Below are 24303 nucleotides of genomic sequence, written 5' to 3'. Positions count from 1 at the left end.
AGCCTCCTGTTACACCCTGATATCGACGCCACCCTGCGCGCCGAACATCCGTCCATAGGACCGTCCGGCGAGCTGGACCGGGACGTTTTCGTCCTCGGTCACGATCAGGCGCTGTGAGTTACCGTTCTGTTGATAGTCGCCGCCGTTCTGGCCGGACGAGTTCTGGTCACGAAGCGAGAATTGCAGCCCGCTGTTGTTGCTCTTGAGACCGGCGTCCTGCAGCGCCTGCTGCAGCTGCGGCGCGGTCTGCTGCAGCATCGCCAGCGTCTCCGGCTTTTCGACCCGCAGATGCGAGGTGACCTGGCCGTTGCGGTCGACATCGATGCGGACGTCGATCCTGCCGAGCTCGGCTGGATCGAGCCTGATCTCGAAGCGGCTCTTGCCGTTGAGTGCTGACGCCGCGATCTCCACCGCGAGGCCGTGCAGCGGCACGGCAGCAGCCGTTGCCGCCGTCGCGGTCAGGTTGGCCGCGGTGAGCTGGCTGGTCGATGCGGTCGGTGTCGACAGCTGCGGCTGTGGCGTGGCGACGGCCGCTGCTGCCGGATCGGGAGCCGAAACGTTGTTCTGGGGGCCGGTCTGAACCGTGTTGCGCTCGTGGGAGGCGGGCGCCGGCGCATTGCCGGTGGCCTTGGCGGCTTCGGTCCCTTCCACCGCGTCAGCCTTGGCGGCAGTAGCTGGGGGCGGTGCCAGGCCGGCATGGTTCGTCTGCTGCGGGCCCTGCAGATTGCCGGCGCCATGCTCCGGCGTCTTGCCGGCGTCGGCGGCGGTAACGCCGGATTTCGTCGGCGTGCCCGGCTTGCCGGCTGGCTTGGCTGCGCCCGGAGTGGCCGAATCGAGTGCGGCGGTGAAGGTCTGATCGGGCGAGGCCGACGCTTCGCCGGAGCCGGCGGCCGCTGTGTCGGCGCCTGCGGCAGTCGTGGTCGCCGTTGCAGTTTTCTCATCGGGTGTCTTGCTGGCGCCAGCTTTCGCCGCTGCGGCCATCAGGCCGGCGGCAGCGTCGACGGTGTCCTGCTGGATGGCGGTGGCGGCTCCGACCGGCGCGGTTGCCGTCGGAGCGGTGGAGGAGCCGTCGCCATTCGCCGCCGCATCGCCGCTCGCGGCGCTGGCCAGCGTGATCTCTGTGGGGATCGCGACCGCGACCGGCGCCAAGGTCGCCTGATCGACCGCGGCCTGCGCCGCGGCCGTGGTATCGGCGCCGCTCTGGTCGCCGTCCTTGCTGCCGGCGGTCTTGGCGTCTGCGGTGTTGCTGTCGGTGCTGTCCGCCTTGTCGGTTGCGGTCTTGGCCGATTTGTCAGCCGTGCCCGTCGCATCGGACGCGGCGTTGTCGCCGCGCGAGGCGCTGCCGTCAGCCTTGTCCGCGGTCTTGTCCTGGCTGTTATCCTGAGCCCTGGACGGGCTGTTGCGGTCGGCGTCGGCGCGTGCGGGCGCGCGGCCGGCATCCGGTGCGCTGCTGCGCGGCGCCGGCGAGGCCGGCGGCGGCGTGCTCGAACTCTCCGGCGGCGTCGCGGCATCGACCAGTGCCGAGAAGCTGTCGGACGGCGGCGGCGCGTCCGAACGGGACGGCTTCGGCGTGGCTGTCCGCAGGGTCGTACCGCTCTGGATGTCTGACGTGACGCTGAACACCTTTGAACCTCTCGCAATGAACTCGACGAGGCAGGTCAGCAAGGAGCGGGCCAAGCGTGGCGAATCTTAAAACTTTTGTAATTTCAATCGGTTGCTTGGACGTTGGCTGAGCCGGGGCGCGCTCTTGCCCCCGCTTTTTCTGCCCGGCCGGCAAGATTTGCCGTCGAGGTCCGCGGCCAGCGCGATTGCTTCGCAGGATGCGCGCCTATATTAAAGATGTCAGCTTCTTGCGCCGTTTTCCGATCAGGCAGGCTTGTCCGGAAGATTGCGGGAGGCAAGCCATCCGCAAACACGGCACATGCGGGGTGTTCCCACACCGGGAACCTTCGGCCTGATGCCGCGATCGCAGTGACCTGATCATGCTCAACAGTCTCGATCTCGAAGGCCGGCCTGAAGACACCAGGGTCGTCGTCGCCATGTCCGGTGGCGTGGACTCGTCGGTCACGGCCGCGCTGTTGAAGTCGGAAGGTTACGACGTCGTCGGCATCACCCTGCAGCTCTATGATCATGGTGCGGCGACGCATCGCAAGGGCGCCTGCTGCGCCGGCCAAGACATTCACGACGCCCGCAACGTCGCCGAGCGGCTCGGCATCCCGCACTACGTGCTGGACTACGAGGATCGCTTCCGCGAGTCGGTGATCGACAATTTCGCCGCCAGCTATGCCTCGGGCGAGACGCCGGTGCCGTGCATCGAATGCAACCGCGCCATCAAGTTCGGCGATCTCCTGAAGACCGCGCGCGAGCTCGGCGCCTCCGTGCTTGCGACCGGCCACTATGTCGCCTCGCGCGGGCTGTCGAACGGATCGCGTGCGCTGGTCTGCGCCGCGGATTCCGATCGTGACCAGAGCTATTTCCTGTTCGCGACGACGCGCGAGCAGCTCGACTACTTACGCTTTCCGCTCGGAGACATGACCAAGCCGGAGGTGCGCGAGCTGGCGCGCCGCTTCGGTCTGGAGGTCGCCGACAAGCACGACAGCCAGGACATCTGCTTCGTGCCGACCGGCCGCTACACCGACATCATCGGCAAGCTGCGCCCGAACGCGATGGAGCCCGGCGAGATCGTCGATCTCAATGGCCGCGTGCTCGGCGCGCATCAGGGCATCGCCAACTACACGATCGGCCAGCGCAAGGGGCTCGGCATCGCCGCAGGCGCGCCGCTCTATGTGGTCAAGCTCGACGTCGCGACCCGCCGCATCGTGGTCGGTCCGCGCGAGGCGCTGCGCACGCATCGCATCACCTTGCGCGAGGTCAACTGGATCGGCGACGGCGCGCTCGATGCCGCCGCCCGCGACGGTCTCGAACTGTTCGTGCGCGTGCGCTCGACCCGTGCGCCGCAGCCGGCCTGGCTGCGCGGCGCCGATGGTCACTACGAGGTCGAGCTGGTCGGCGGCGAGGAGGGCGTTTCGCCCGGCCAGGCCTGCGTATTCTACGATGCCGCCTCCGGCCGCGCCCGCGTGCTCGGCGGCGGCTTCATCCAGAGCGCTGTTGCGGAGAGCAGCAGCGCCGGCGGCAACGCCATCCGGCCGCAGCGCGTGGCCGAGCCGGTTCGCGGCTGATCAGCATTCATCAATTCAGGGCAGGGGCATGGGGGACATCGACCGCGCGGGGGTCGAAAAGGCCTACGAGCGCTGGGCGCCGATCTATGATCTGGTGTTCGGCAAGGTTTTCGATCAGGGACGTCAATCGACCATCGCGGAAGCCGATCGCATCGGCGGCCGCATCCTCGACGTCGGTGTCGGCACCGGCCTGTCGCTGTCGGACTATGCTCGCACCACGAAGATCTGCGGCGTCGACATCTCCGAGCCGATGCTGCGGCGGGCGCAGGCGCGGGTGCGCGAGCTGAAGCTGCTCAATGTCGAGACGCTCGCGGTGATGGATGCGAAGCATCTCGCTTTTCCCAACGACTTCTTCGATGCCGTGGTCGCGCAATACGTGATCACGGCGGTGCCGGATCCCGAAGCGACGCTGGATGATTTCGTCCGCGTGCTCAAGCCGGGCGGCGAGCTGATCCTGGTCAATCACATCGGCGCCGAGAGCGGGCCGCGGCGCGTGTTCGAGCTCGCCTTCGCGCCGATCGCGCGCCGGCTCGGCTGGCGGCCGGAGTTCCCGTGGGCGCGGCTGGTGAACTGGGCCGCCAAGCACGGCGGCGTCACGCTGGCCGAACGCCGGCCGATGCCGCCGCTCGGGCATTTCTCGCTGATCCGCTACCGCAAGGGCTGACCGCCGGATTGCTGCTGCGCCGCTTCGGCGCGGGAACGCCCGCGCCGCCCCGGCGTTGCCCCGGCATGAGCATCAAGCAATCCTTGTTCCTCTCCTTCGTGCTGGCCGCGGCCTCAACCGTAGCCCACGCCCAGGCGCCGCCGACCCCGGCCACCCCGCCGCAGGCGACCGCACCGGCTCCCGGTACGAATGCGGCCTGCGCACCGAACGAGCGTGCAACGCCGACGCCCGACGGCATCACCACTGGCCGCGCCGGCGAGCCGCTGGGCGACAAGCTCGCCAAGACCAATGGCGTGCTGTGTCCGCCGAGCGGGGTCGATCCCGAGATGCATGCGCCGACCCCGGAAGGCGGCACCACGCCGGTGATCCCGCCGCCCGGCAGCCCCGGCGGCAATCCCAACGTGCAGCCGAAATAGAAAAATTCGCCGCGGGAGATTCGGGCGGCGGCGACTCCGGGCTGACCACACGCGACGAATGCCGCTCCGCCGTGTGCGGTTGTGTCCGCAACGTGTTGACGAGTCGGACAGAAATCCCGCTGTCGGAAAACCTCTGGCGGCTGCGAGCTTTGCTTGACAGCAACCGAGCCGGCTCCTTATATGCCGCCCGTTCGCAAGGCCCACCGCGCACGTCGCTGGACTCTCCTTGATCGGACACCGTGGCGGGGTAGCTCAGCTGGTTAGAGCACGGGAATCATAATCCTGGGGTCGGGGGTTCGAGTCCCTCCCCCGCTACCACCTTTCCCCACACTTCCTTCACTCTGTTTGCCTTCACTCTTCTTGCCCTTCACTCCGCTTGGCGTCCCCGCTAATCAGCGAGTGGAGACGGCTCGCAATTATGGACAGCCCGCTGTCCGGTGTTCACGACATCAAACAGGACGGTGACTTCGCGGAGGCCGACTGAGTTCTGGTTCCGCGCTGCCTCATCCTGACCGCAGGATCTGCAACATGGCTGACAGCTTCACCATTCGTGAGGTCGCGGCGTTCTGCTATCGGTATCCCCTGGCAACCCCGGTGGTGACGTCGTTCGGCAAAATGCTCGACCGTCCTGCCGTCTTCGTTCGCGTCGTCGACGAAGGCGGCGTCGAGGGCTGGGGTGAAGCCTGGTCGAACTTTCCCGCGCCGGGCGCGGAGCATCGTGCCCGGCTGGTCAGCGAGGTGCTTGCACCTGGTCTCGTCGGGCACACATTCGACAGTCCCGCTCAGGCTTTCGAGACCCTGACCAGGGGGACGGAAGTTCTGGCGCTCCAATGCGGTGAACCCGGTCCGTTCGCGCAGGCGATCTCGGGCATCGATCTTGCGTTGTGGGATCTCTGCGCGCGTCGTCAGCGGCTACCGCTATGGCGACTGCTTGGCGGACAGTCGCGCAAGATCAAGGTCTATGCCAGCGGCATCAATCCCGGCGCTGCCGCGAAAACGGCCGAGGCCGCGGTCAAGCGTGGCCATCGTGCGCTGAAGCTCAAGGTCGGTTTCGCCGCGGAGACCGATCTCACCAATTTGCATGCGTTGCGCGAGATCATCGGCGCGGGCATGCTTGCCGCCGATGCCAATCAGGGCTGGTCGGTCGCGCAGGCGATGGAGATGCTGCCGCGGCTTGCCGAATTCGGCCTGCGTTGGCTGGAGGAGCCGATCCGCGCCGATCGTCCGCGTGAGGAATGGCGCAGGCTGCGTGCCGAAGCGACGATGCCGCTTGCCGCCGGCGAAAACATTTCCGGCGCCGAAGCATTCAAGCACGTCTTGTCTGAAGACGTGCTCGGCGTGGTCCAACCCGATATCGCGAAATGGGGGGGCCTCAGTAACTGTGCCGGGCTGGCTCGCGACATCCTGATGGCAGGCAAGACGTTTTGCCCGCATTATCTCGGCGGCGGTCTCGGCCTGCTTGCGTCGGCGCATCTTCTTGCCGGAGTGGGTGGTGATGGCTGGCTCGAAATCGACACCAACGACAACCCGTTGCGCGATTTGCTTTGCGGCTCGATCATCAACGTGAGGGAAGGTACCGTTGAGCTGGATGAAACTCCGGGGCTCGGAATAGTGCCTGATCTTTCCTGTATCGAGCGCTATCGCAGCTAGACGAGAGCCTTCTCGGCTTCCGCTGCATCGGAACAGGGCATATCGCATGTCGGTAGCAGCTGGCGCAAACCGGGCGTTTAGCTTCGGTCATATGGCAAGCAACGTCAAAAGCCGGCCTCAACAAGTGCTCCACTACGACTGCAACTCGCGTGACCTTCGTGTTCGCCGACTCGCACGATGGAGACCTCGTACTTCCTGCTGTTGAAAGAGCTCCGCACAGACACTTCGCAACCATTGGCTGGCGGGATCGAATGAGGCCGCTCGATAAATCGTATGCCGCTGATCTTGATAATGCCTTGTCTGGTTGTCCTCGGTTCGTTCCAATCCTCCTATGGCAACAGCAACCGGCCGGCGCAATTGTCCTGTCGTGTCCGCTCGCATCCGTTCTCTCGACATTCGGCAGCAAGTAACTCTCGGCCCGTCAACAGCGGCAATGTGGGCGGGGACGAGCATTCGCAACGTGTCAGCCGATAGTCCGAGAGCCGACGGCGCACTGCGGGAATCGTCGTAAAGAGCGCGATGATTCCGGCCTAGCCGGAAGGGAGGCTTAGGTGGCACTATCGTATGCCTCGCGCACGCGCGAGAGGGAACCCACGACAGAAGGGGAGCATGCGATGAAGCCGATCAAGGGACCGGGATTGTTCCTGGCTCAGTTCGCCGGGGATACAGCGCCGTTCAATTCCTTCGATGCGATCTGCGGGTGGGCGGCGTCGCTCGGATATCAGGGGGTTCAGATCCCGACCTGGGATGGCAGGCTCTTCGACCTCACCAAGGCATCCGAATCGCAGGACTATGCCGACGAGGTGAAGGGCATTGCGGCGCGGCATGGATTGGCGATCACCGAGCTCTCGACGCATCTGCAGGGCCAGCTGGTTGCCGTTCACCCGGCCTATGATGCAGCCTTCGACGGGTTCGCAGCGCCCGAGGTCCGCGGCAATCCGACAGCGCGCGCGGCTTGGGCCGTCGACCAGGTGAAGCGGGCGATCCTGGCTTCGCGTCGGCTCGGGCTCACCGCGCATGCGACCTTCTCCGGCGCCCTGGCCTGGCCCTACATCTACCCGTGGCCGCAGCGTCCGCCCGGCCTCGTCGAGACCGCGTTCGACGAGCTCGCCAGGCGCTGGCGGCCGATCCTCGACCATGCCGAGGAGCACGGGGTCGACATCGCCTATGAGATCCATCCCGGCGAGGATCTGCACGACGGCGTCTCCTACGAAATGTTCCTGCAGCGGGTGAGCAATCACAAGCGCGCCAACCTGCTGTACGATCCCTCGCACTTCGTCCTGCAGCAGCTCGATTATCTCGACTACATCGATATCTATCACGAGCGCATCAAGGCCTTCCACGTCAAGGACGCCGAGTTCAACCCGACGGGACGCCAGGGCGTGTACGGCGGATTTCAGAGCTGGGTCGACCGGGCCGGCCGCTTCCGCTCGCCCGGCGATGGCCAAGTCGATTTCGGCGCGATCTTCTCCAAGCTGACGCAATATGACTATGGCAGCTGGGCCGTGCTGGAATGGGAGTGCGCCATCAAGCATCCCGAACAGGGCGCGCGTGAGGGCGCCGACTTCATCAGGAATCATATCATTGAGGTCACCGAGAAGGCCTTCGATGATTTCGCAGGTTCGGGCGCCGACGACATGGCGAACCGCAAGATGCTCGGCCTCGCCTGAGCGGAGGAATACATGGCCATCAACGCAAGCAACGAAGCCGGTCGACGTCAGCGCATCCGGCTGGGAATGGTCGGCGGCGGGCAGGGCGCCTTCATCGGCGCCGTCCATCGCATTGCCGCACGCCTCGACGACCAGTTCGAGCTGGTCGCCGGTGCGCTCGCATCCGATCCGGTCCGAGCCAAGGCATCGGCCAGGGAGATCGGCATTGCCGATGATCGCGCCTATGGCTCGTTCGAGGAGATGGCTCGGGCCGAAGCGGCGCGCGCCGACGGTATCGAGGCGGTGTCGATCGTCACGCCGAACCACATGCATGCTCCGGTCGCGAAAGCCTTCCTGCAGGCCGGCATCCACGTCATCTGCGACAAGCCGCTGACGACGACCGTGGCCGAGGCCGAAGAGCTGGTGGCCCTGGTGCGCTCGACCGGCAAGGTGTTCGTGGTGACGCACAACTACACCGGCTATCCGATGGTGCGGCAGGCGCGGGCGATGATCGCAAGCGGCGAGCTCGGCGACATCCGGCTGGTGCAGGCCGAATATCTCCAGGACTGGCTCACCGAGCGGCTGGAGCAGAGCGATCACAAGCAGGCGGCGTGGCGCACCGACCCGGCCCGCTCCGGCCCGGGCGGCTGCATCGGCGACATCGGCACGCATGCCTACAATCTCGCCTGTTTCGTCAGCGGCCTCGAACTGGATGAGCTGCTCGCGCAGTTGTCGACCTTCGTCGAGGGGCGGCGCCTCGACGACGACGTCCAGATCCTTCTCAGATGGAAGGGCGGGGCCAAGGGCCTGCTCTGGGCAAGCCAGGTCGCGGTCGGCAACGAGAACGGCCTGACGCTGCGCGTCTACGGCAGCAAGGGCGGCCTCGAATGGGCCCAGGAGAATCCGAACCAGCTCTGGTTCACGCCGCATGGGCGGCCCAAGCAGCTCCTGACCCGCGGCGGCGCGGGCGCGCTCCATGACGCGGCTCGCGTCACCCGCGTGCCCTCGGGTCACCCCGAAGGCTATCTCGAAGGTTTTGCGACGATCTATGCCGAGGCCGCGCTCGCCATTCGAGCAGCAAGGGCCGGCGCAAAGCCGGATCGCGAGGTCCTGTTCCCGACCGTCGAGGATGGCCTCGCTGGTGTGAAGTTCATCGAGGCTGCCGTGACGTCATCGGCGCGGAAAGGCGCGTGGGTATCAATGACGTGACGAGCCATCAACGCTTGCGACCAGAAAATGAGACTGCGCTCTTCGTGTCTCAGACCGACTTCAGCCGCGGCAGATCTCCAACGTCATCCAGATCCGGGGCTTGTCCGTAGCCCATGCGACGGATCTGCTCGTGGACCTGTGCCATGTCGGCCTCCGTCAGGCGCGGCGGCTCGCCGATCGCCAGCGCATGGACGTACATCTTCGCCAACGTCTCCACCTCGACGGCGAGCCAGAGCGCCTTTTCGAAGGTCGGCCCCGTGACGATCAGTCCATGATGGCCGAGCAGGCAGGCCTTGCGTCCGTCTAGCGCGGCGAGCGCGTGGTCCGACAAGGCCTGGGTGCCGAAGCAGGCATAGGGCGCGCAGCGGATGTCGTTGCCGCCGGCGACCGCGACCATGTAGTGGAAGCACGGAATGGCGCGCTCGTGCACCGCCAGAATGGTGGAGAAGGTGGAGTGCGTATGCAGCACGACATTGACGTCGTCCCGCGCCTTGAGGATGTCGCGATGGAAGCGCCACTCCGATGACGGCCGATGATTGCCCTCGTACTCCGCGGAAAAATCCATCGCGACGATATCGTCTGTGGTCATCTGCTCATAGGGCAGCGAGGTCGGCGTAATGAGCATGCCGCCGGGGATCCGGTGCGAGAGATTGCCGGAGGTGCCCTGGTTGAGTCCGTTGCGATTCATTTCCCGGCAGGTTTCGACAATGCCCTGGCGAAGGATCGTGTGCTGGTCTCTGGTCATGCTGATTGCTCCGATTGGACGAGCCAGGATTGGTAGGCCTCGAGAACTTGCCTGCGTTCGGCGACGTCGTCGAGCGGGGTGGCCTCATCGAGCAGAACGCTCGAGACCGGTGCGGTACGGGACGAACGCTTCCAGAGCAGCGCGGCGCCGAGCGCGGTGCCATCGCGCGACTGGCTCCGCGACACGCGCTGACCCGGCCGCAGCGTCGCCAGGGCCCGCGCGAATGGCGCGTTGGCAGCAAAACCGCCGTCGATGATGATGTGCCCGCTGCTCGCCAGCGCATCGAGGCATTTGCTGGCGGTGAACGCGGCGTAGAGAGCCGCCAGCGCCTGCCATTCCGACGGCGCGAGCGGCGACGGGCCCGTGATCCGGCCGCGCCTGCCGGCTCCGGGAAACAGTCCGTCGTCGCCGACGAAGGAGGGCAGCGCCAGCGTCCGCTGTGCGCAAAGCTTGGGGATCGCGGCCAGCACCGCTGCGTCGTCGGCCAAGTGGTCGCGCCGGATCAGATCATACTCCCGTCCCGTCATCGTCAGCGTCGACGGCACATTCTCGCCATCGACATTGACGTTGAGCACCATGGCCCGATCGGGATCGAGCTGGGCCGGATCGAGGCCGCGGTTGAAGCAGATCATCCAGGTCCCGGTCGACAGCACCGAGGCCTGGCGCAGGCCGGCGGCGTTGTAGCGGAACAGATTGGCGTTGGAATCGTGCGCCCCGCACAGGATCTCGGTCGACGGCGACAGGCCGGTGCGGCGGATCACTGCTTCGGACACCGTCCCGAGCACGGCCCCCGCCGTCTCGCGCGGCGGCAACAGCCTGTCCCAGCCTCGCGCGCGCATGATCGAGGACGGTCGCTGCCGGATCGCATCCCAGATATGGCCCTGCGCAGCCAGCTGCGAGATTTCACTCGTGGCGCGGCCGCCGAGCCGCATGGCAATGTATTGCGCCGTGGTGAGATACAAGGTGGCGCGGGCAAACTCGGTCGGGAACGCGGTCTGTTGCCAGAGCAGTTGCTTGGCCAGCCGCATCGCTCCTGAACCATTGGAGCAGAACACCTCGCCGTAGGGCGGCGCGATCTCTTCATACGCCCGATCGATTTCGGGCGGCGAAACCGCTTCGTAGTCCATCATCGGCAGCACCGGCGATTGGCCGTCGGTGAGCACCGCGGAGCAGCCATGCGCTGTCGCGACCACGGCCCGGATGGCGTGCCGCCGCGCGACCTCGGTCAAGGCGTCGAGGAACCAGTTTTCCAGCGCCGCCAGATCGTAGGCGAGATAGCGGTCGGAGGTCGTCGCGGCATTGGGAATCGACAGCGTCTCGATCGGCCAACCGTCATCGCTCGCGACCAGGAGTTTGAGGTTGCTCTTGCCGATGTCGAGGACGGCGATCCTGGAAGGTGCTGCCGCGCCGTGCATCGCGGGCCTCACCTTCGCAGCAAAGCGCGCAGATGCGGCACGGCGGCCACCGCGATCAGAGTGCCGCCCCAGATCGCGAGCGTGAGGAACTGGCTGAGATTGAGCAGATTGAAGGCCGACGAGATCATCTGCAGGATCGCCAGCGCCAGGATCAGGCCGCCAACCTTGCCGAATCCTCCGAACGGATCGACCCCGCCCAGCACCGCCGCCAGGATCGTGACCAGGAGGTAGCTCTCGCCATAGGCGGCGTTGGCGGAATTGAACCGCGCCATCATCACGACCGCGGCGACGCCGGCAAGCAGGCTCGAATACACGTAGAGCCGCAACAGCACGGCGCGGGTATCGACGCCGGAATAGCGTGTCGCCTTTTCGTTCGACCCGATCAGATAGACCTGGGCGCCGAACGGCGTGGCGTTGAGCAGGATCGCCACCGGGACAGCGCAGAGCGCGAAGACGACAAGCGCGAACGGCACACCGAAGATGGTGCCGTTGCCGATGAAGATGATCGGATCGGGAAAGCCTGATATCACGTTGCCGCGGGTCAGCCCGATGGCAATGCCCTTGCACAGCGTCATGGTGCCGAGCGTCGCGAGGATCGGCGACACGCCGAGATAGGCGATCACGTAGCCGTTGATCAGCCCGATCAGCCCGGCGACGGCGAAGCCGGCGGCGATCGCCAGCAATTGCCATCCCACCCAGGCGATGCCTTCGCTGCCCGGCACCGTGCGGGTCAGCACGAATGCGATGGTCAGGCCGGTGAGATTGGCCGTGGCGATGATCGAGAGATTGAGTCCCCCTGACAGCAGAGCGAGCATCATCGCCAGCGACAGGATGCCCAGCTCCGGCATCTGAAAGGCCATCGACTGCAGCGTGCTCGCCGAGAAGAAGCGGTCGCCGATCACGAGTGCGAACACGACCCATAGCGACACCAGCAGCAGGATCAGCGTCCCGATCGTGCCGCCGCCGACGAAGCGGCCGACGCGCTTGAGCAGCGAGTGCGAGGTTTTCTGCGTCATGCCCGCACTCGTCTTGCACGCCGTTCGCGCTGCGACCACGCCGTCACCGACACCGAGATCAGGATCACGAGCCCGACGAACAGCTGTGACCAGTAGGACGACACGCCGAGCAGGATCAGCCCGTTCTGCAACACGGCGAGCAAGGTCAGGCCGAGGAACGTGCCGAACACCGTTCCGACGCCTCCCGTGAGGCTGGCGCCGCCGAGCACCACGGCGGCCACCACGTCGAGCTCCTTGCCGACCAGCACGGTGGGCGCCACCGATTGGGCGAGCTGCGCCTGCACCAGCGAGGCGGCGCCCGCCATCACGCCCATATAGCAATAGACCAGCACATTGAGCCTGAAGGTGTGAAAGCCGAGCCGCTGCGCGGCGTCCGGATTGCCGCCCATCGCGTAGACCTGACGGCCGATATTGGTGCGGTTGAGCAGCAGCCAGGTGACGAGAAAGGCAACGCCAAGCACCAGGATCTGCAGGTTGACGCCGTAGGAGCTGGTCGGGCCCCAGTCGAACTCGAACCAGAAGATGCCGGTCGCGAACCAGTCGGGCAGCGAATAGATGTATTTGCCGCCGGTGACGAAGATCAGAAGGCCGTAGAAGATGTTGAGCGTAGCGACGGAGACGATGATCGAGGGGATGCGCAGCGTCTGGATGAACAGCGCATTGATGGCGCCGAGCGCGAGGCCGACGCCGCACGCGATCGCGAACACGGTGAACCAGTTCGCGCCATAGGCATTGGCCAATGCCAGCGCGACATATTGGGCCACCGATGCGGTCGCGGTGAATGAGATGTCGATCCCGCCGGCGATCAGCACGACCAGGAGCCCGAGCGCCAGGATGCCGACGAAGGCATAGGAGGTCAGCAGATCGAACAGATTCTGCATGGTCAGAAACTGCGCGTTGGCGATGCCGAGCCCGGCGCAGAGCACCAGGATGACCGCAAGCAGCCAGAATTCGTGGCTGCGCCGGAATCGTGCCAATGCGGCTTTGAGACTGTCAGGCATTGACCGCCTGTCGCAATGCCGGCTCGGAGGTTTGCGAGCACAGGACATCCACGGTCAACCGTCCGTGCCGCATCACCAGCACGCGATGGCTGTGATAGAGCACCTCGGGAATCTCATCGGATATCAGTAAGACCGCGACGCCGGCGTCCGCGAGGCGGCGAATGACGTCATAGATGCCGTCCTTGGCGGAGATGTCGACTCCCACCGTCGGGCTGTCGAGGATCAGGACACGCGGGTTGGTCGCCATCCACTTCGCCAGCACGACCCGCTGCTGGTTGCCGCCCGACAGCGTCTTCACCGGGTTCTCCGGATCGGACACCTTGATCCCGAGCTTGGACACCCATTGTGCGACGTGGTCCTTCCGCGTCCCGGCGCTGATCAGCCCGAGGGGGCCGGCCAGACGCTCGAGAACGGTGAGCGTGAGGTTCGAGGTGATGGACTGGTCGAGGACGAGGCCGAGGGTGAGCCTGTCCTCCGGGACATAGGCGATGCCTTTGCGGATCGCGTCCGCATTGGAGGCGAGCGTGACCGGCTTGCCGTCGAGCAGGATGGCGCCGCGATCGGGCGGGTTCATGCCGAACAGTGACAGCGCCAGCTCGGTCCGGCCGGAGCCGAGCAGACCGGTGAGGCCGAGGATCTCTCCGGACCTTAGTGTGAGATCGACATCCTCGTAGTCGCCGTCGCGACTGAGCCCCTGCAGCTCGAGCACCACCGGCGCCGCCGAGAGATTGTAGGGATGAATGTCGTAGTCGAAGGCGTGGCCGGTCATCAGATGGCTGAGCTTGCGGCTGTCGATGGTATCGGCGGCGAAGGTGCCGACCTTGACGCCGTCGCGCAGGACGGTGACGCGCTCGGCGATCTCGAGCACCTCGTCCAGGCGGTGGCTGACGAAAACGATGCACATGCCGGCGCGCTTCAGTTCGCTGACCAGGGCGATCAGCGCATCGACCTCGTGCCGGGTCAGCGACGCCGTCGGCTCGTCCATGATGATGAGCTTGGCATCCGCCGCCAGGGCGCGGCAGATCGCAACCAGCTGACGTCCGGCGATCGGCAGCTCGGCGACCTTGGTGTCCGGATCGAACTCGGCGCCGACCTTGGCCATCGCGTTCAGCGCAATGGTGCGCATCGCCGCCCAGTCGACCTTGCGCAGGCCGCCGAGATGCTGGCCGATCGCAATGTTCTCCGCCACGGTGAGGTTGGGAAACAGCGACAGGTCCTGGTAGATCACCTGGATGCCGCAATGGGTCGAGCGGACCGGATTGAGATGCGGGTAGTCCTGGCCCGCGATCGTGATCCGCCCGCCGGGCTCCGGGGCCTGCACGCCGGAAATGATCTTGATCAGCGTCGACTTGCCGGAGCCGTTTTCGCCAACCAGGCAATGCACTTCGCCGGCTTCCAACGTCAGGTCCACATTGCGAAGGGCATGGACGCCGCCGAAGCGCTTTGAAATGCCGGACATGTCCAGGAATGGCGCCAAGGTCTTGATCTCGAACTGAAGAAAGATGCCGGCAACAGGAGCGGCAAGAATGTGGAGCGGCCAGAATGATGCGCGCTGCAGGGAGACGGCAGCACGCGCGGGATCGGCAACGTCGCGCCCCGGGCACAGTGCCCGGAGCGCGATGTGATGGATCAGAGGCCGCCGGCGATCAGGCCGTCGACGGTTTCCTTGTTGATCCGCATGATCTTGTCGACCTTGATCTGCTTTCCGGCCACGTCCACCGCCGCCTTGCCCAGGCCGGGCACCTCGATGCCATCGGTGATCGGCTTGCCGCTGAGCACGAGCGAAGCCACGGACACCATCGCGTAGCCTGCATCCGTGGGATTCCAGAGGAAGCCCTCGCGGATGATGTCGTCGTTGATCAGCGCCTTGGCCTGGCTCGGCAGCACGGTGCCGACAATGGCGATCTTCTTCTGCAGACGCTGCTGGCGGACCGCGTTGCCGGCGCCGATCGGTCCGTTCGAGCCGAAGCCGAGAATGCCGGCGAGGTTCGGATAGGCCTTGATGACGTCCTGCGTCGTCCGCTGGCTGGTGTCGATCTCGTCGGCGCCGGGAAACCGGTCGGCGACGAGCTTCATGTCGGGGAAGTTCTTCTTCTGGTAGGCGATGGCGGCATCGGCCCACTTGTTATGCAGCGGCGTCGTCAGCGTGCCGACATAGACAACGTATTCGCCCTTGCCGCCCATGTCCTTGGCGAGCCGCTCCATCTGCACTTCGCCGAAGCGGACGGAATCGATCAGTTCGACGTTCCAGTCGCGCCCTTCCTGCTCCGGACCTTCGTGGGTAATGACCTTGATTCCGGCGGCCTGCGCGCGCTTCAGAACCGGCTCGCACACCTTGACGTCGAGCGGCACGAGGCCGATCACGGCGACCTTCTTGGCAATCAGGTCTTCCAGCAGCTTGACCTGCTGCGCCGGGTCTACGTTCGCCGGGCCCACCATGCTGGCGTTGATGCTGAAATCCTTGGCGCCCTTCTGGATTCCCTTTTCCAGCGCGTTGAACCACGGAATTCCTGCGATCTTGACGACGGTGACCATTTCCTTCGGAGTATCAGCCCAGGCCAGACTCGGCAGGCCGGCCAGGGACATGGCTCCGCCCATCAGCTTGAGCGTCTCGCGTCTATTCATTATTCCCTCCCAGGAACATCTTTATGACACTGCTCGCACGTTCTCGGCTTTGGCCGGAGCGGAGCTTTTTCGTCGGATCCCATGAGAACGCCGGATGAGACCTCCGGTCGGGCCATGTAAGCCGCGCCATGAAGACTAGAGGCTGCACCTCTCGTGTCAAGCGAACGCGACCGCGCAGCACGCCAGCGCCGACATCTGCGCTGCAGCAAAGATGGCTTCAGCTTGCACCGCCGCGCACGAGAGGATGGAGTGCATGTTGTGCGCGCCTCAGACCGGCGCCGGGGCGCAGTACCGGAGACGTGAAGGACAACATGCTGTTCAACACTGGCCATCCGAACGCGTCGATGAAGAGCATGCCATTGACGTTGAGGTTGACCGCTTGCGCCGGTCATCGATCTGCATGTCGAAGAGTCAGGGCTTCGTGTCCGATGCCCGAGCTGGAAGAGCGTTTCCTTAGAACCGGTGATTGTTTCCGGGTTGAGCTTTTGCCGTCCCCACTGCTGTCATGCTCCGCGCAGGCGGAACATCCAGTACGCCGCAGCAGAAGATATCGAACCGAGGTGTCACGGCGTACTGGATCCTCGTCCTTCGCGGACGAAGACAGCCGGGTCGACATGGTCAAGCTTGCAACGACATCGGCGCGCGCGAGCAGATGAGCGAGCTCGGTCGAGCCGGCGGACCGTCATTTCGTTCACGCGGTCCGCGCATGTGAATGCTCCGGTTGCGCCATGCGAAGGCCGGGGCGGCGTGTTGGTCACGCCGCCGATTGTGGTCTCCGCCTACATGTAGCGCGCGACCATAGCGGCGATATCAGGCGCATGCTGCCGCAATGCCTGCAGGCCACGTTCTTCCAGCGCGTTGGATGATCCCGACCTGCGGCTGGACTGCGCCGACGCGACCGCCTTGCTGGCGCGTCGCGGCTTCTGCGTCGTCTCGTTGCGAGCGGCAGGCTCGGCGACCTTGGCTGGCGCCGTTGTCGGCGCGGCAGTGCTAACAGCCGGCGCTGGCTGCGCGGGTGTCGCGTCGACCGGCTGCTGGGAGAGAACATCGGCCGGCTTGGAGTCCTCGCGCGCCGGGGCGGCGACGGGAACGACGGCCGGCGGAGGGATGGGCTCGTCGAGCGCGGGCTTGGCCGGCGGCGTGATCATCGTCTGGGTCGGTGCTGACGCCAGGACCATGGCAGTGCTGGAGTCGCGCTCGGGCGTCGCAGGAACGTCCTGCACGGCGACTACAGCGGGCATTGCAGCTGGCTGCGAGCGGATCGCGGCGGGCTGGTCGGCCGCTTCCACGGTGCTTGGCGCCTGGATTGTGTTCGGAACAGCAGTGCCGGCGTCCGCGCCGATCTTGCGCTGGATTACGGCATCCCGCGCCTTGGTGGCGAATTCGGACTGGGCCTTGGCCAGCCAATCCTGCGACGAACGTGCCGGCTGCGCGCCCCAGGGCATCGCGACGATAGCTGAAATCGCGGCGACACTGCTCAGCATCAAGATCTTGGTCATGTGCATCTCCCGAATTGCTGGCGGGAGGATCGCCGATTGCGCAGTCGGCGACTGTGACGTCGATCACGGCGCATGCGAACGGGAGAATCGACCTTTGCGGAATACGCGTCCCGAAGCCCCGTTCGGCTCAGGTCGCCTCCAGCGGGATCACCCTCGCCTTGGCGAGGGCGAACACGTCGTGCGCGCCAGCCCCGTCGCCCAGTGCGAGCACGTCGCACGCCGATGCGTCGATGCCGGCGTGACGGAAGACCGCCGGATCGGCCAGCACCTGCTTGCCGCGGCGCTGGGCCTGCGCGGCCAGAACGGCGGCCAGATCTATGGCGACACCGATCGCGCTCAGCGTCTTGGCCGGGCCGGCGCCGATCCGGCCGATGTAAGCCGGTCCGCTGACCAGGCCCATCGCAGCTTCGATCGGCCGACCGAGCTCCGCGGCAAACCGCTCGTTCAAGCGGTCCAGCGCCACGTCCATCGCCCCGCTCGCGGCGACGGCGGCGCGGCAGGCTGCATCGAGCTCGTCCTCGCGGCCGAACACCGCGATCAGTCCGCCGGTGCTGGTGTGGGCGATCCAGCCGCGATGGGCTGTGACGGCCTCATGCGCCGCATCGAGAAAGGCGTTGAGCAGAAAGATCGCGTCATAGGCCGCGCGGCTCCGAACCACCGCGGCGTGATCGCGCAGCTGGATGCATAGCGCCACCACCTGGCGCTCGATGCCTGAAGCGTCGATATCCGGTTCGGCGGATGCCGGATCGCTGTGAGCCGCGGCCAGGCGCGTCACGGTGAGTGATGCGGTCGGCCAGATCTGGCAGGCCAGGCGAACCTGGCTGTCGGCATCGCCCAGCAGCGCCCGCTCCGCGGCACTTGCGGGCGGCAATGAGTCGATACCCTGCTCGATCCGCACGCTGCAGGCGGTGCAACGTCCGCGCCCGCCGCAGCCGTCGCCATGCGCGACGTCATGGCTGCGGCTGATTTCGAGCAGCGTCGGCCCGATCGCCGTCTTGAGCGTCGGCCCGTTGACATAGGTGACGTCGATCTTGGGCGCCACGACGATGCGAAGCAGCCGTGTCACCAGCGCGATGGCGGCTGCGAGCAACACCACGCCATACACCGACAGCGCCAGCAGCCGGATGCGCCCGAGCGTCGCCTCGGCTTCAGGGGAGGGCCAATGACCCATGCTGCGGATCTGCGCCGCGACCTGCCCGTCGGCCACGAGCACACCGGCGACGCGCGCCGAGGCGATCAGTCCCGCGACGGCCGCGATCGGCAAGGCGAGCGCGATCACCCCGAGCAGCGGCGCGACGCGGGCGTAGCCGGGGCGCGGCCGCAGCGATTGGTGCAGTCCGAGGCAGCCATGGGCCCACAACAGCGCGATCAGCGCGACGTAGAGATACGCGCGCTCGGGCCAGAGCTTGGCCAGCCGGTACAGCGTGTCGTCGGTGACACCGAACAGAATCGCAGCACCGGCGGTATCGACCATGGCCGGCAGGAGCAGCAGCGGAACCAGGATGCCGCTGATGATTTCCATCGCATCCTGCCACGACATCCGCAACGTCCCGCGGCTGGCCGTGAGCCACAACGTCGCGCCGATGTGGCTCGCCAGCGCGAGGGTGAGAATCGTCAGGCACGGGCCGGACTGCAGCAGCGCGTCGCGCCAGTCGGCGATGCGGCCCATGGTCTCGAGCGAGACCAATCCGACGGCATCGGTGACCAGCTCGAGCGCCGCGAACGCAAATATGACGAGGCCCGAGCCGAGAGCCCACAGGCGCGTGACACGCGCGATTCTCTGGCGGTGCTCAGTCATCCTGTCAGCCGATGTCTCGTGAGCTTGGCCAGAAATCTGTACGGGGTCCATCTCGTGTTGGATGGCCATAATGCCTAGCTCGACGCGAGCGGGTCAAGCCATGCGATCGCGCTGGGCGCGTGCGGAGGATCCCGATGCTCAGAGCACGTTGATCGGCACTTTCAGAAAGGTCTTGCCGCTGGCATCCGCGGGCGGCAGATGTCCGGCGCGGATATTGACCTGCAGCGAGGGAATGATCAGGCGCGGCATGCCCAGCGTCTTGTCGCGGGCCTCGCGGAGCGCGACGAATTCGTCCTCCGACATGCCGTCTCGCGCATGAATGTTGTGCAGCCGCTCCTCGCCGACGGTCGTCTCCCAGCGTACGTCACGGCCGTTCGGGCCGTAGTCGTGGCACATGAACAGCCGGGTCTCCTGCGGCAGCGTTTCCAGGATCCTGCGGATCGAGAGAAACAGCGTGCGCGCATCGCCGCCGGGAAAGTCGGCCCGCGCCGTGCCGCCGTCGGGCATGAACAGGGTGTCGCCGACAAAGGCCGCATCGCCCATCACATGCGTCGCGCAGGCCGGCGTATGGCCGGGCGTGTGCATCACGAACGCGGTCATCTCTCCGACCTGGTAGGTGTCGCCATCCTTGAACAGCCGGTCGAACTGGCTGCCGTCGCGGCGAAACTCCGTGCCCTCGTTGAACACCTTGCCGAAGGTTTCCTGCACGGTCAGGATATGCTCGCCGATGCCGATCCTGCCGCCGAGCCTGTCCTGAATGTAGGGCGCGGCGGAGAGATGATCGGCATGGGCGTGCGTCTCGATCAGCCATTCCGGACGCAGGCCGTTGATCCGGACATAATCGATCAGCGTGTCGGCGGAGCGGGTGCTGAGGCGCCCCGCCGCGTAGTCGATGTCGAGCACGGGGTCGACGATCGCGCAGGACGACGACGACGGGTCCTTCACCACATAGCTGATCGTGCTGGTGTCCGGATCGAAGAAACCGGCCACCTTGGGCTGCACGCGCAGATCGATTGGATAGGACATGGCTCTGCTCCGTTCCAGGGCGGCACCGCCGCCCACGCGCTGTTCGTGTTTCTGCCGGTCTAGGGTGCCTGCTTGGTTCCGCAGGTGTTGATGCCGAGCATCGCGTAAGGCGGGCACCAGCCGGTCAGTGCCGTGCCGAGTGGGATCAGGCCCAGCAATCCCCACAGCGTCTGCGGGCCGACAAAAACCAGGCTGAGCACCGCCAGCCCGACGATGATCCTGAGCAACCGGTCGATATTGCCAACGTTCCGTGTCATGTCGCGCTCCCCTTTGGCTTTGCAACGATGCGAGTGATAAAGCGGGACCCGGCCGAGGTATGTAACTAAGTCACCGAGAACGACAGCTCTCAACCGTGCTGCGCCAGCCGGGTCAGCGCCGATCTGTCGGCAATCTCCACGGCGCCGCGCGTCACCCGCAGCCAGCCGCGCCTAGCGAACTCGTTGAGCTGCCGGCTGATGACCTCGCGCGCGCTGCCGAGCTCGTTGGCGAGCTCCTGGTGCGTCGCGACCACCTGCGGCTTCGCGCCGGCGAGCTCGAGCAGCTTTTGCGCCAGGCGTACGTCGATGCGCTCGAACGCGACTTCCTCGATGACGCGAAACAGGTTGGTGACGCGGCGGCTGAACGCGGTGAAGACGAACTGGCGGAATTCGCGCGAGCTCGCGATCAGCCGGTCGAACAGCGTGCGGGGGATCGCCACGGCGCGGATCTGCGTCTCCGCGATGCCCTCGGCCTGGTATTCCTCGTATCCCATCAGGCATGCGGTGGTCAGCGCGCAGCTTTCGCCGGCCTGGACGCGGTACAGCACGATCTCGCGACCGGACTCCGAGGTCTGCTGCACGCGAATGGTGCCCTCCAGCAGCAACAGGAAGGAGTCCGGCGCCTGGCCGGGACCGAAGATGCGGCTGCCCTCGGGGAGTTCGACGATGAGGCTCGATTCGCGCAGCTGCGCGAAGACCTCCGCCGGCAGCTGCCGCAACGGCGGAAAAGCGTGCGTCCAATCCTGCTTCGACGACATCACGACATCCGACTGTGGCAGCGGCCCGGCCGCCGCGACGGCTGAGCGCCGGCCCTTGGACACCGGTAGCGCGAGCCGGATCATCGTCACTTGAGCTGCGTCAACGATGGATTGTCCAGGCAGCTCGATCCGGACATGCATGACGAGCTCGTGCGACCGCATAGATCTGTTGCGATGCAGCGATCCCGGCCGCCCGTGATCTGTCCGCCCGGCCACGATCAGGCCGACGCAACGTGATCGTGCTCGGAGGTCGCAGGATCTGCCGGTCGTGCTAGGATTGCCCGTACCCATCAACGACATTCGCCTCCTCTTTTTGCGCCCGAGCGAACGGCTGAGAAAGCCGGGGAGAGTGGATCGTCGCGACGAGCCGGAGCGCTGCCATGAACGCCAATGTCAAACTGCCTGCCGCCAAGGGCGTCTTCATCGATAACAAGTGGCAACCCGCACAATCGGGCCGCACCATCGCGATGCTGGCGCCAGCCACCGGGCAGGTGATCGCCTCGATCGCGGCCGGCGACAAGGCCGATATCGATCTCGCGGTGGCCGCGGCGCGCCGTGCGCTGGACGGACCCTGGGGCCGGCTCACGGCCGTGGAGCGCGGTCGCCTGCTGTCGCGGCTCGGTCGCCTCGTCGAGGACAATGCCGAGGAGCTGGCCAAGCTCGAGGCCGCGGACACCGGCAAGCCGATGAAGCAGGCCAAGGCCGATGTCGTCGCGGTCGCGCGCTATTTCGAGTATTACGGCGGCGCCGCCGACAAGGTGCATGGCGACACCATCCCGTTCCTCGACGGCTTCTTCGTCACCACGGTCTACGAGCCGCTCGGCGTCACCGGCCACATCATTCCCTGGAACTATCCGGGCCAGATGTTCGGCCGTACGGTTGCCCCAGCGCTGGCGATGGGCAATGCAACGGTGATCAAGCCCGCCGAAGAGGCCTGCCTGGTGCCACTGCGGCTCGCCGAACTCGCGGCGGAAGCCGGCTTCCCGCCCGGTGCCATCAATGTCGTGCCTGGTCTCGGCGAGGAGGCGGGCGCGGCGCTGTCAGCGCATGACGGCATCGACTTCGTCTCTTTCACCGGCAGCCCCGAGGTCGGCACCCTGGTGCAGACGGCGGCGGCGAGAAATCACATCGGCTGCACGCTCGAGCTCGGCGGCAAGTCGCCGCAGATCGTGTTTGCCGACGCCGATCTCGATGCGGCGCTGACCTCGGTCGCCGCGGCGATCGTGCAGAATGCCGGCCAGACCTGCTCGGCCGGCTCGCGCGTGCTGGTCGAGCGCTCGATGTGGGACCGCTTCCTGTCGGAGCTGAAGCTTCGCTTCGAGAAGATCACCGCCGGCACGCCGGAGATGGATCTCGATCTCGGCCCGGTCATCAGCGCAGGCCAGAAGAAGCGCATCGAGGGCATGCTCGCGCGCGCCGAAAGCGGTGGTGCCAAGCGCGTTGCGACCGGCAGGATCGCCGAGGGCGTGCCGAGCGAAGGCTTCTACGTTCCTCCTGCGCTGTATCAGCACGTCGATCGTAATTCCGAGCTGGCGCGCGAGGAGGTGTTCGGCCCGGTGCTGGCGGCGATGCCGTTCGACGACGAGGCCGACGCGATCAGGCTCGCCAACGGCACCGATTTTGGTCTGGTGGCCGGCGTGTGGTCGGGCGACGGCTCGCGGGCGATGCGCGTCGCGCGCAAGGTCAAGGTCGGCCAGATGTTCGTCAACGGCTACGGCGCCGGCGGCGGCATCGAGCTGCCGTTCGGCGGCATGAAGAAGTCCGGCCATGGCCGCGAGAAGGGGTTTGAGGCACTGTACGAGTTCGGCGCGATGAAGACCCTGATCGTGAAGCACGGCTAGATCAGCGAGCCTGGGCTCCGGTCAATTCCGCCGCACGGACGCGACGACCGCACGCCGTGCGGCGTTGTTGTCAGTCCGGGCGGCGAAGCGCTAATGACGTCAGGTGTTGCAACGGAGACGAGCGGAATGAGCGACGAGAAGGAACTGTTCGAGAAGGGTCTGAAGGTGCGTCGCGAGGTGCTCGGCGCTGGTTACGTCGACGGCAGCCTTGCGAAGGCCGACGACTTCATGATGGCGTTCCAGCACATCACCACCGAAATGTGCTGGGGCTATGCCTGGACCCGGCCGGGTCTCGATCGCCGCACGCGCAGCATCGTCAATCTCGCGATGTTGACGGCGCTCAGCAAGCCGAGCGAATTGAAGCTGCACGTCAAGGGCGCGCTGACCAATGGCGTGACGGTCGACGAGATCAAGGAGATCCTGCTGCATGCGACCGTGTATTGCGGCATTCCCGCCGGCCTCGAAGCCTTCAAGGCCGCGCATGAGGTGTTGGTGGCGGAAGGCGCCATCGCCAAGAAGGACGGCGCATGAGCGCGCCGAAATCCGTTCTGTTCGTGGGCATCGGCAACATGGGCTGGCCGATGTCCGCGCGGCTGCTCGGTGCCGGCTATACAGTGGCCGTCAACGACGCGGTCGCCGGCCGCGCCGCGGATTTCGTCCGCCAAGTCGGCGCCACCGAAGCGGCCGATCTCGCGGCGGCCGCGGCGCAGGCGGATGTTGTCATCACCATGCTGCCGACCAGCAAGCATGTCGCCGACGCCGTCGCAGCGATGCGCCCCGGCTTGAAGCAGGGGCACATCGTCGTCGACATGAGCTCCGGCGCGCCAGCGGCGACGCAGGCGATCGCGGGGGATCTCGCGCAGCTCGGCGTGATCATGCTCGATGCGCCGGTCAGCGGCGGCGTGCCGCGCGCGAAAACCGGCGAGCTCGCGATCATGGCCGGCGGCGATGCCGCGGCGCTCGACCGCGTCGAGCCGCTGCTGCGTGCGATGGGCACCACCATCCACCGCATCGGCGGCCTCGGCTCGGGGCAGGCGATGAAGGCGCTCAACAATCTCGTCTCCACCGGCGGCTTCCTGATCGGCATCGAGGCACTGCTGATCGGCCAGCAGTTCGGCATCGATCCCGGCCTGATGACCGACGTGCTGAATGCGTCGACCGGCATGAACAACTCGACGCAGAAGAAGTTCAGGCAGTTCGTGCTGTCTCGGCAGTTCAACAGCGGCTTCGGCCTCGACCTGATGGTCAAGGACCTGTCGATCGCCCTCGAAGTCGCCCGCGCCAGCGGCGTCGCCGCGCCGTTCTCGAACCTGTGCCGCGAATTGAGCGCGAGCGCGCAAGGCCTGCTCGGTCCCGGACAGGATCACACCGCGCTGGCGAAGCTGAGCGAGGCGCTGGCGGGCGTCGAACTGGGCGGTGAGTAACTAGTCGACCGCTTGCAGAATCCGGTCAGGTGGCCCGCACGCTGACCAAACAAACAGTGTCATCCCGGGCAAGGCCGCCAACGCGACAGCGTTGGTGGCCGCCGACCCGGGATCCATACGCCGTGGCGCTT

Annotated in this window: 21 protein-coding genes, 1 tRNA gene and 1 pseudogene; 10 read left to right on the top strand and 13 right to left on the bottom strand. The window is 66.2% G+C overall.

Translation table 11 applies throughout. From position 1 onward, the window contains the following. Nucleotides 1-9: 9 nt before the first annotated feature. Nucleotides 10-1623 carry a flagellar hook-length control protein FliK gene (locus ACQR1I_RS25480; RefSeq protein WP_434869559.1) on the bottom strand — a complete coding sequence of 538 codons (1614 nt, stop codon included), beginning with the start codon at nt 1621-1623 and terminating at the stop codon, nt 10-12. Nucleotides 1624-1982: 359 nt separating this feature from the next. Here ACQR1I_RS25480 and mnmA point away from each other — a divergent pair, with 359 nt between their 5' ends. The 5 genes from mnmA (at nt 1983) to ACQR1I_RS25455 (ending at nt 5909) form a co-directional block, all read left to right on the top strand. Beyond that, nucleotides 1983-3179, top strand: coding sequence for a tRNA 2-thiouridine(34) synthase MnmA (gene mnmA, locus ACQR1I_RS25475; protein ID WP_434869523.1), 1197 nt, complete (start codon nt 1983-1985; stop codon nt 3177-3179). A 28-nt stretch (nt 3180-3207) separates the two neighbouring features. Then, on the top strand, nt 3208-3843 hold the full coding sequence (locus ACQR1I_RS25470) for a class I SAM-dependent methyltransferase (RefSeq protein ID WP_434869524.1): 636 nt from the start codon (nt 3208-3210) through the stop codon (nt 3841-3843). A 65-nt stretch (nt 3844-3908) separates the two neighbouring features. Further along, nucleotides 3909-4259: a hypothetical protein gene (locus tag ACQR1I_RS25465; RefSeq protein ID WP_434869525.1), complete on the top strand. Its 351-nt coding sequence runs from the start codon at nt 3909-3911 to the stop codon at nt 4257-4259. Between the two features lie 241 nt (nt 4260-4500). Beyond that, nucleotides 4501-4577: transfer RNA gene (locus ACQR1I_RS25460), tRNA-Met, on the top strand. Between the two features lie 210 nt (nt 4578-4787). After that, nucleotides 4788-5909 (top strand): mandelate racemase/muconate lactonizing enzyme family protein, encoded by a 1122-nt coding sequence (locus tag ACQR1I_RS25455; protein ID WP_434869526.1) that lies wholly within the window; start codon nt 4788-4790, stop codon nt 5907-5909. Between the two features lie 132 nt (nt 5910-6041). On the opposite strand, the pseudogene ACQR1I_RS25450 reads toward ACQR1I_RS25455, so the two are convergent. Continuing rightward, nucleotides 6042-6158, bottom strand: a pseudogene (locus ACQR1I_RS25450) (LysR family transcriptional regulator); the annotation flags it as partial. Between the two features lie 365 nt (nt 6159-6523). On the opposite strand from ACQR1I_RS25450, the gene ACQR1I_RS25445 reads away from it, so the two are divergent. Continuing rightward, nucleotides 6524-7579, top strand: a complete 1056-nt coding sequence (locus ACQR1I_RS25445; RefSeq protein WP_434869527.1) for a sugar phosphate isomerase/epimerase family protein — start codon at nt 6524-6526, stop codon at nt 7577-7579. Nucleotides 7580-7591: 12 nt separating this feature from the next. Then, nucleotides 7592-8767, top strand: coding sequence for a Gfo/Idh/MocA family protein (locus ACQR1I_RS25440; RefSeq protein WP_434869528.1), 1176 nt, complete (start codon nt 7592-7594; stop codon nt 8765-8767). A gap of 49 nt (nt 8768-8816) precedes the next feature. Here ACQR1I_RS25440 and ACQR1I_RS25435 read toward each other — a convergent pair whose 3' ends face one another. From ACQR1I_RS25435 to ACQR1I_RS25385, 11 genes are all read right to left on the bottom strand, one after another. Further along, nucleotides 8817-9512 carry a class II aldolase/adducin family protein gene (locus tag ACQR1I_RS25435; RefSeq protein ID WP_434869529.1) on the bottom strand — a complete coding sequence of 232 codons (696 nt, stop codon included), beginning with the start codon at nt 9510-9512 and terminating at the stop codon, nt 8817-8819. Continuing rightward, nucleotides 9509-10927: an FGGY-family carbohydrate kinase gene (locus tag ACQR1I_RS25430; protein ID WP_434869530.1), complete on the bottom strand. Its 1419-nt coding sequence runs from the start codon at nt 10925-10927 to the stop codon at nt 9509-9511. Before ACQR1I_RS25430 ends, ACQR1I_RS25435 begins: the two co-directional genes overlap by 4 nt. 8 nt (nt 10928-10935) lie before the next feature. Next, nucleotides 10936-11943, bottom strand: coding sequence for an ABC transporter permease (locus tag ACQR1I_RS25425; RefSeq protein ID WP_434869531.1), 1008 nt, complete (start codon nt 11941-11943; stop codon nt 10936-10938). Next, complete coding sequence (locus ACQR1I_RS25420) at nt 11940-12944, bottom strand: ABC transporter permease (protein ID WP_434869532.1); 1005 nt, start codon at nt 12942-12944, stop codon at nt 11940-11942. Before ACQR1I_RS25420 ends, ACQR1I_RS25425 begins: the two co-directional genes overlap by 4 nt. Next, entirely contained in the window at nt 12937-14421 is a 1485-nt protein-coding gene (locus tag ACQR1I_RS25415) for a sugar ABC transporter ATP-binding protein (protein WP_434869533.1), read from the bottom strand. Before ACQR1I_RS25415 ends, ACQR1I_RS25420 begins: the two co-directional genes overlap by 8 nt. A 152-nt stretch (nt 14422-14573) precedes the next feature. Further along, nucleotides 14574-15569 (bottom strand): autoinducer 2 ABC transporter substrate-binding protein, encoded by a 996-nt coding sequence (locus tag ACQR1I_RS25410; protein ID WP_434869534.1) that lies wholly within the window; start codon nt 15567-15569, stop codon nt 14574-14576. 779 nt (nt 15570-16348) lie between these two features. Further along, nucleotides 16349-17068: a hypothetical protein gene (locus ACQR1I_RS25405; protein WP_434869535.1), complete on the bottom strand. Its 720-nt coding sequence runs from the start codon at nt 17066-17068 to the stop codon at nt 16349-16351. Between the two features lie 127 nt (nt 17069-17195). Continuing rightward, entirely contained in the window at nt 17196-18866 is a 1671-nt protein-coding gene (locus tag ACQR1I_RS25400; RefSeq protein ID WP_434869536.1) for a 2Fe-2S iron-sulfur cluster-binding protein, read from the bottom strand. Between the two features lie 138 nt (nt 18867-19004). After that, complete coding sequence (locus ACQR1I_RS25395) at nt 19005-19892, bottom strand: MBL fold metallo-hydrolase (RefSeq protein WP_434869537.1); 888 nt, start codon at nt 19890-19892, stop codon at nt 19005-19007. A 59-nt stretch (nt 19893-19951) separates the two neighbouring features. Continuing rightward, nucleotides 19952-20149 carry a YgaP family membrane protein gene (locus ACQR1I_RS25390; protein ID WP_434869538.1) on the bottom strand — a complete coding sequence of 66 codons (198 nt, stop codon included), beginning with the start codon at nt 20147-20149 and terminating at the stop codon, nt 19952-19954. Between the two features lie 89 nt (nt 20150-20238). Continuing rightward, complete coding sequence (locus tag ACQR1I_RS25385; protein WP_434869560.1) at nt 20239-20907, bottom strand: Crp/Fnr family transcriptional regulator; 669 nt, start codon at nt 20905-20907, stop codon at nt 20239-20241. A gap of 380 nt (nt 20908-21287) precedes the next feature. On the opposite strand from ACQR1I_RS25385, the gene ACQR1I_RS25380 reads away from it, so the two are divergent. The 3 genes from ACQR1I_RS25380 (at nt 21288) to ACQR1I_RS25370 (ending at nt 24172) form a co-directional block, all read left to right on the top strand. Then, nucleotides 21288-22748: an aldehyde dehydrogenase family protein gene (locus tag ACQR1I_RS25380; protein WP_434869539.1), complete on the top strand. Its 1461-nt coding sequence runs from the start codon at nt 21288-21290 to the stop codon at nt 22746-22748. 126 nt (nt 22749-22874) lie between these two features. Next, complete coding sequence (locus tag ACQR1I_RS25375; protein WP_434869540.1) at nt 22875-23279, top strand: carboxymuconolactone decarboxylase family protein; 405 nt, start codon at nt 22875-22877, stop codon at nt 23277-23279. Beyond that, on the top strand, nt 23276-24172 hold the full coding sequence (locus tag ACQR1I_RS25370) for an NAD(P)-dependent oxidoreductase (RefSeq protein ID WP_434869541.1): 897 nt from the start codon (nt 23276-23278) through the stop codon (nt 24170-24172). The genes ACQR1I_RS25375 and ACQR1I_RS25370 overlap by 4 nt, the downstream gene beginning before the upstream one ends. The last annotated feature ends 131 nt before the right edge of the window (nt 24173-24303 follow it).

This window comes from Bradyrhizobium sp. HKCCYLS2038 (genome assembly GCF_051167655.1).
GTDB lineage: Bacteria > Pseudomonadota > Alphaproteobacteria > Rhizobiales > Xanthobacteraceae > Bradyrhizobium.
Note: the sequence above shows the minus strand (reverse complement) of the source record. Positions and strands in the feature narration are given on the sequence as shown.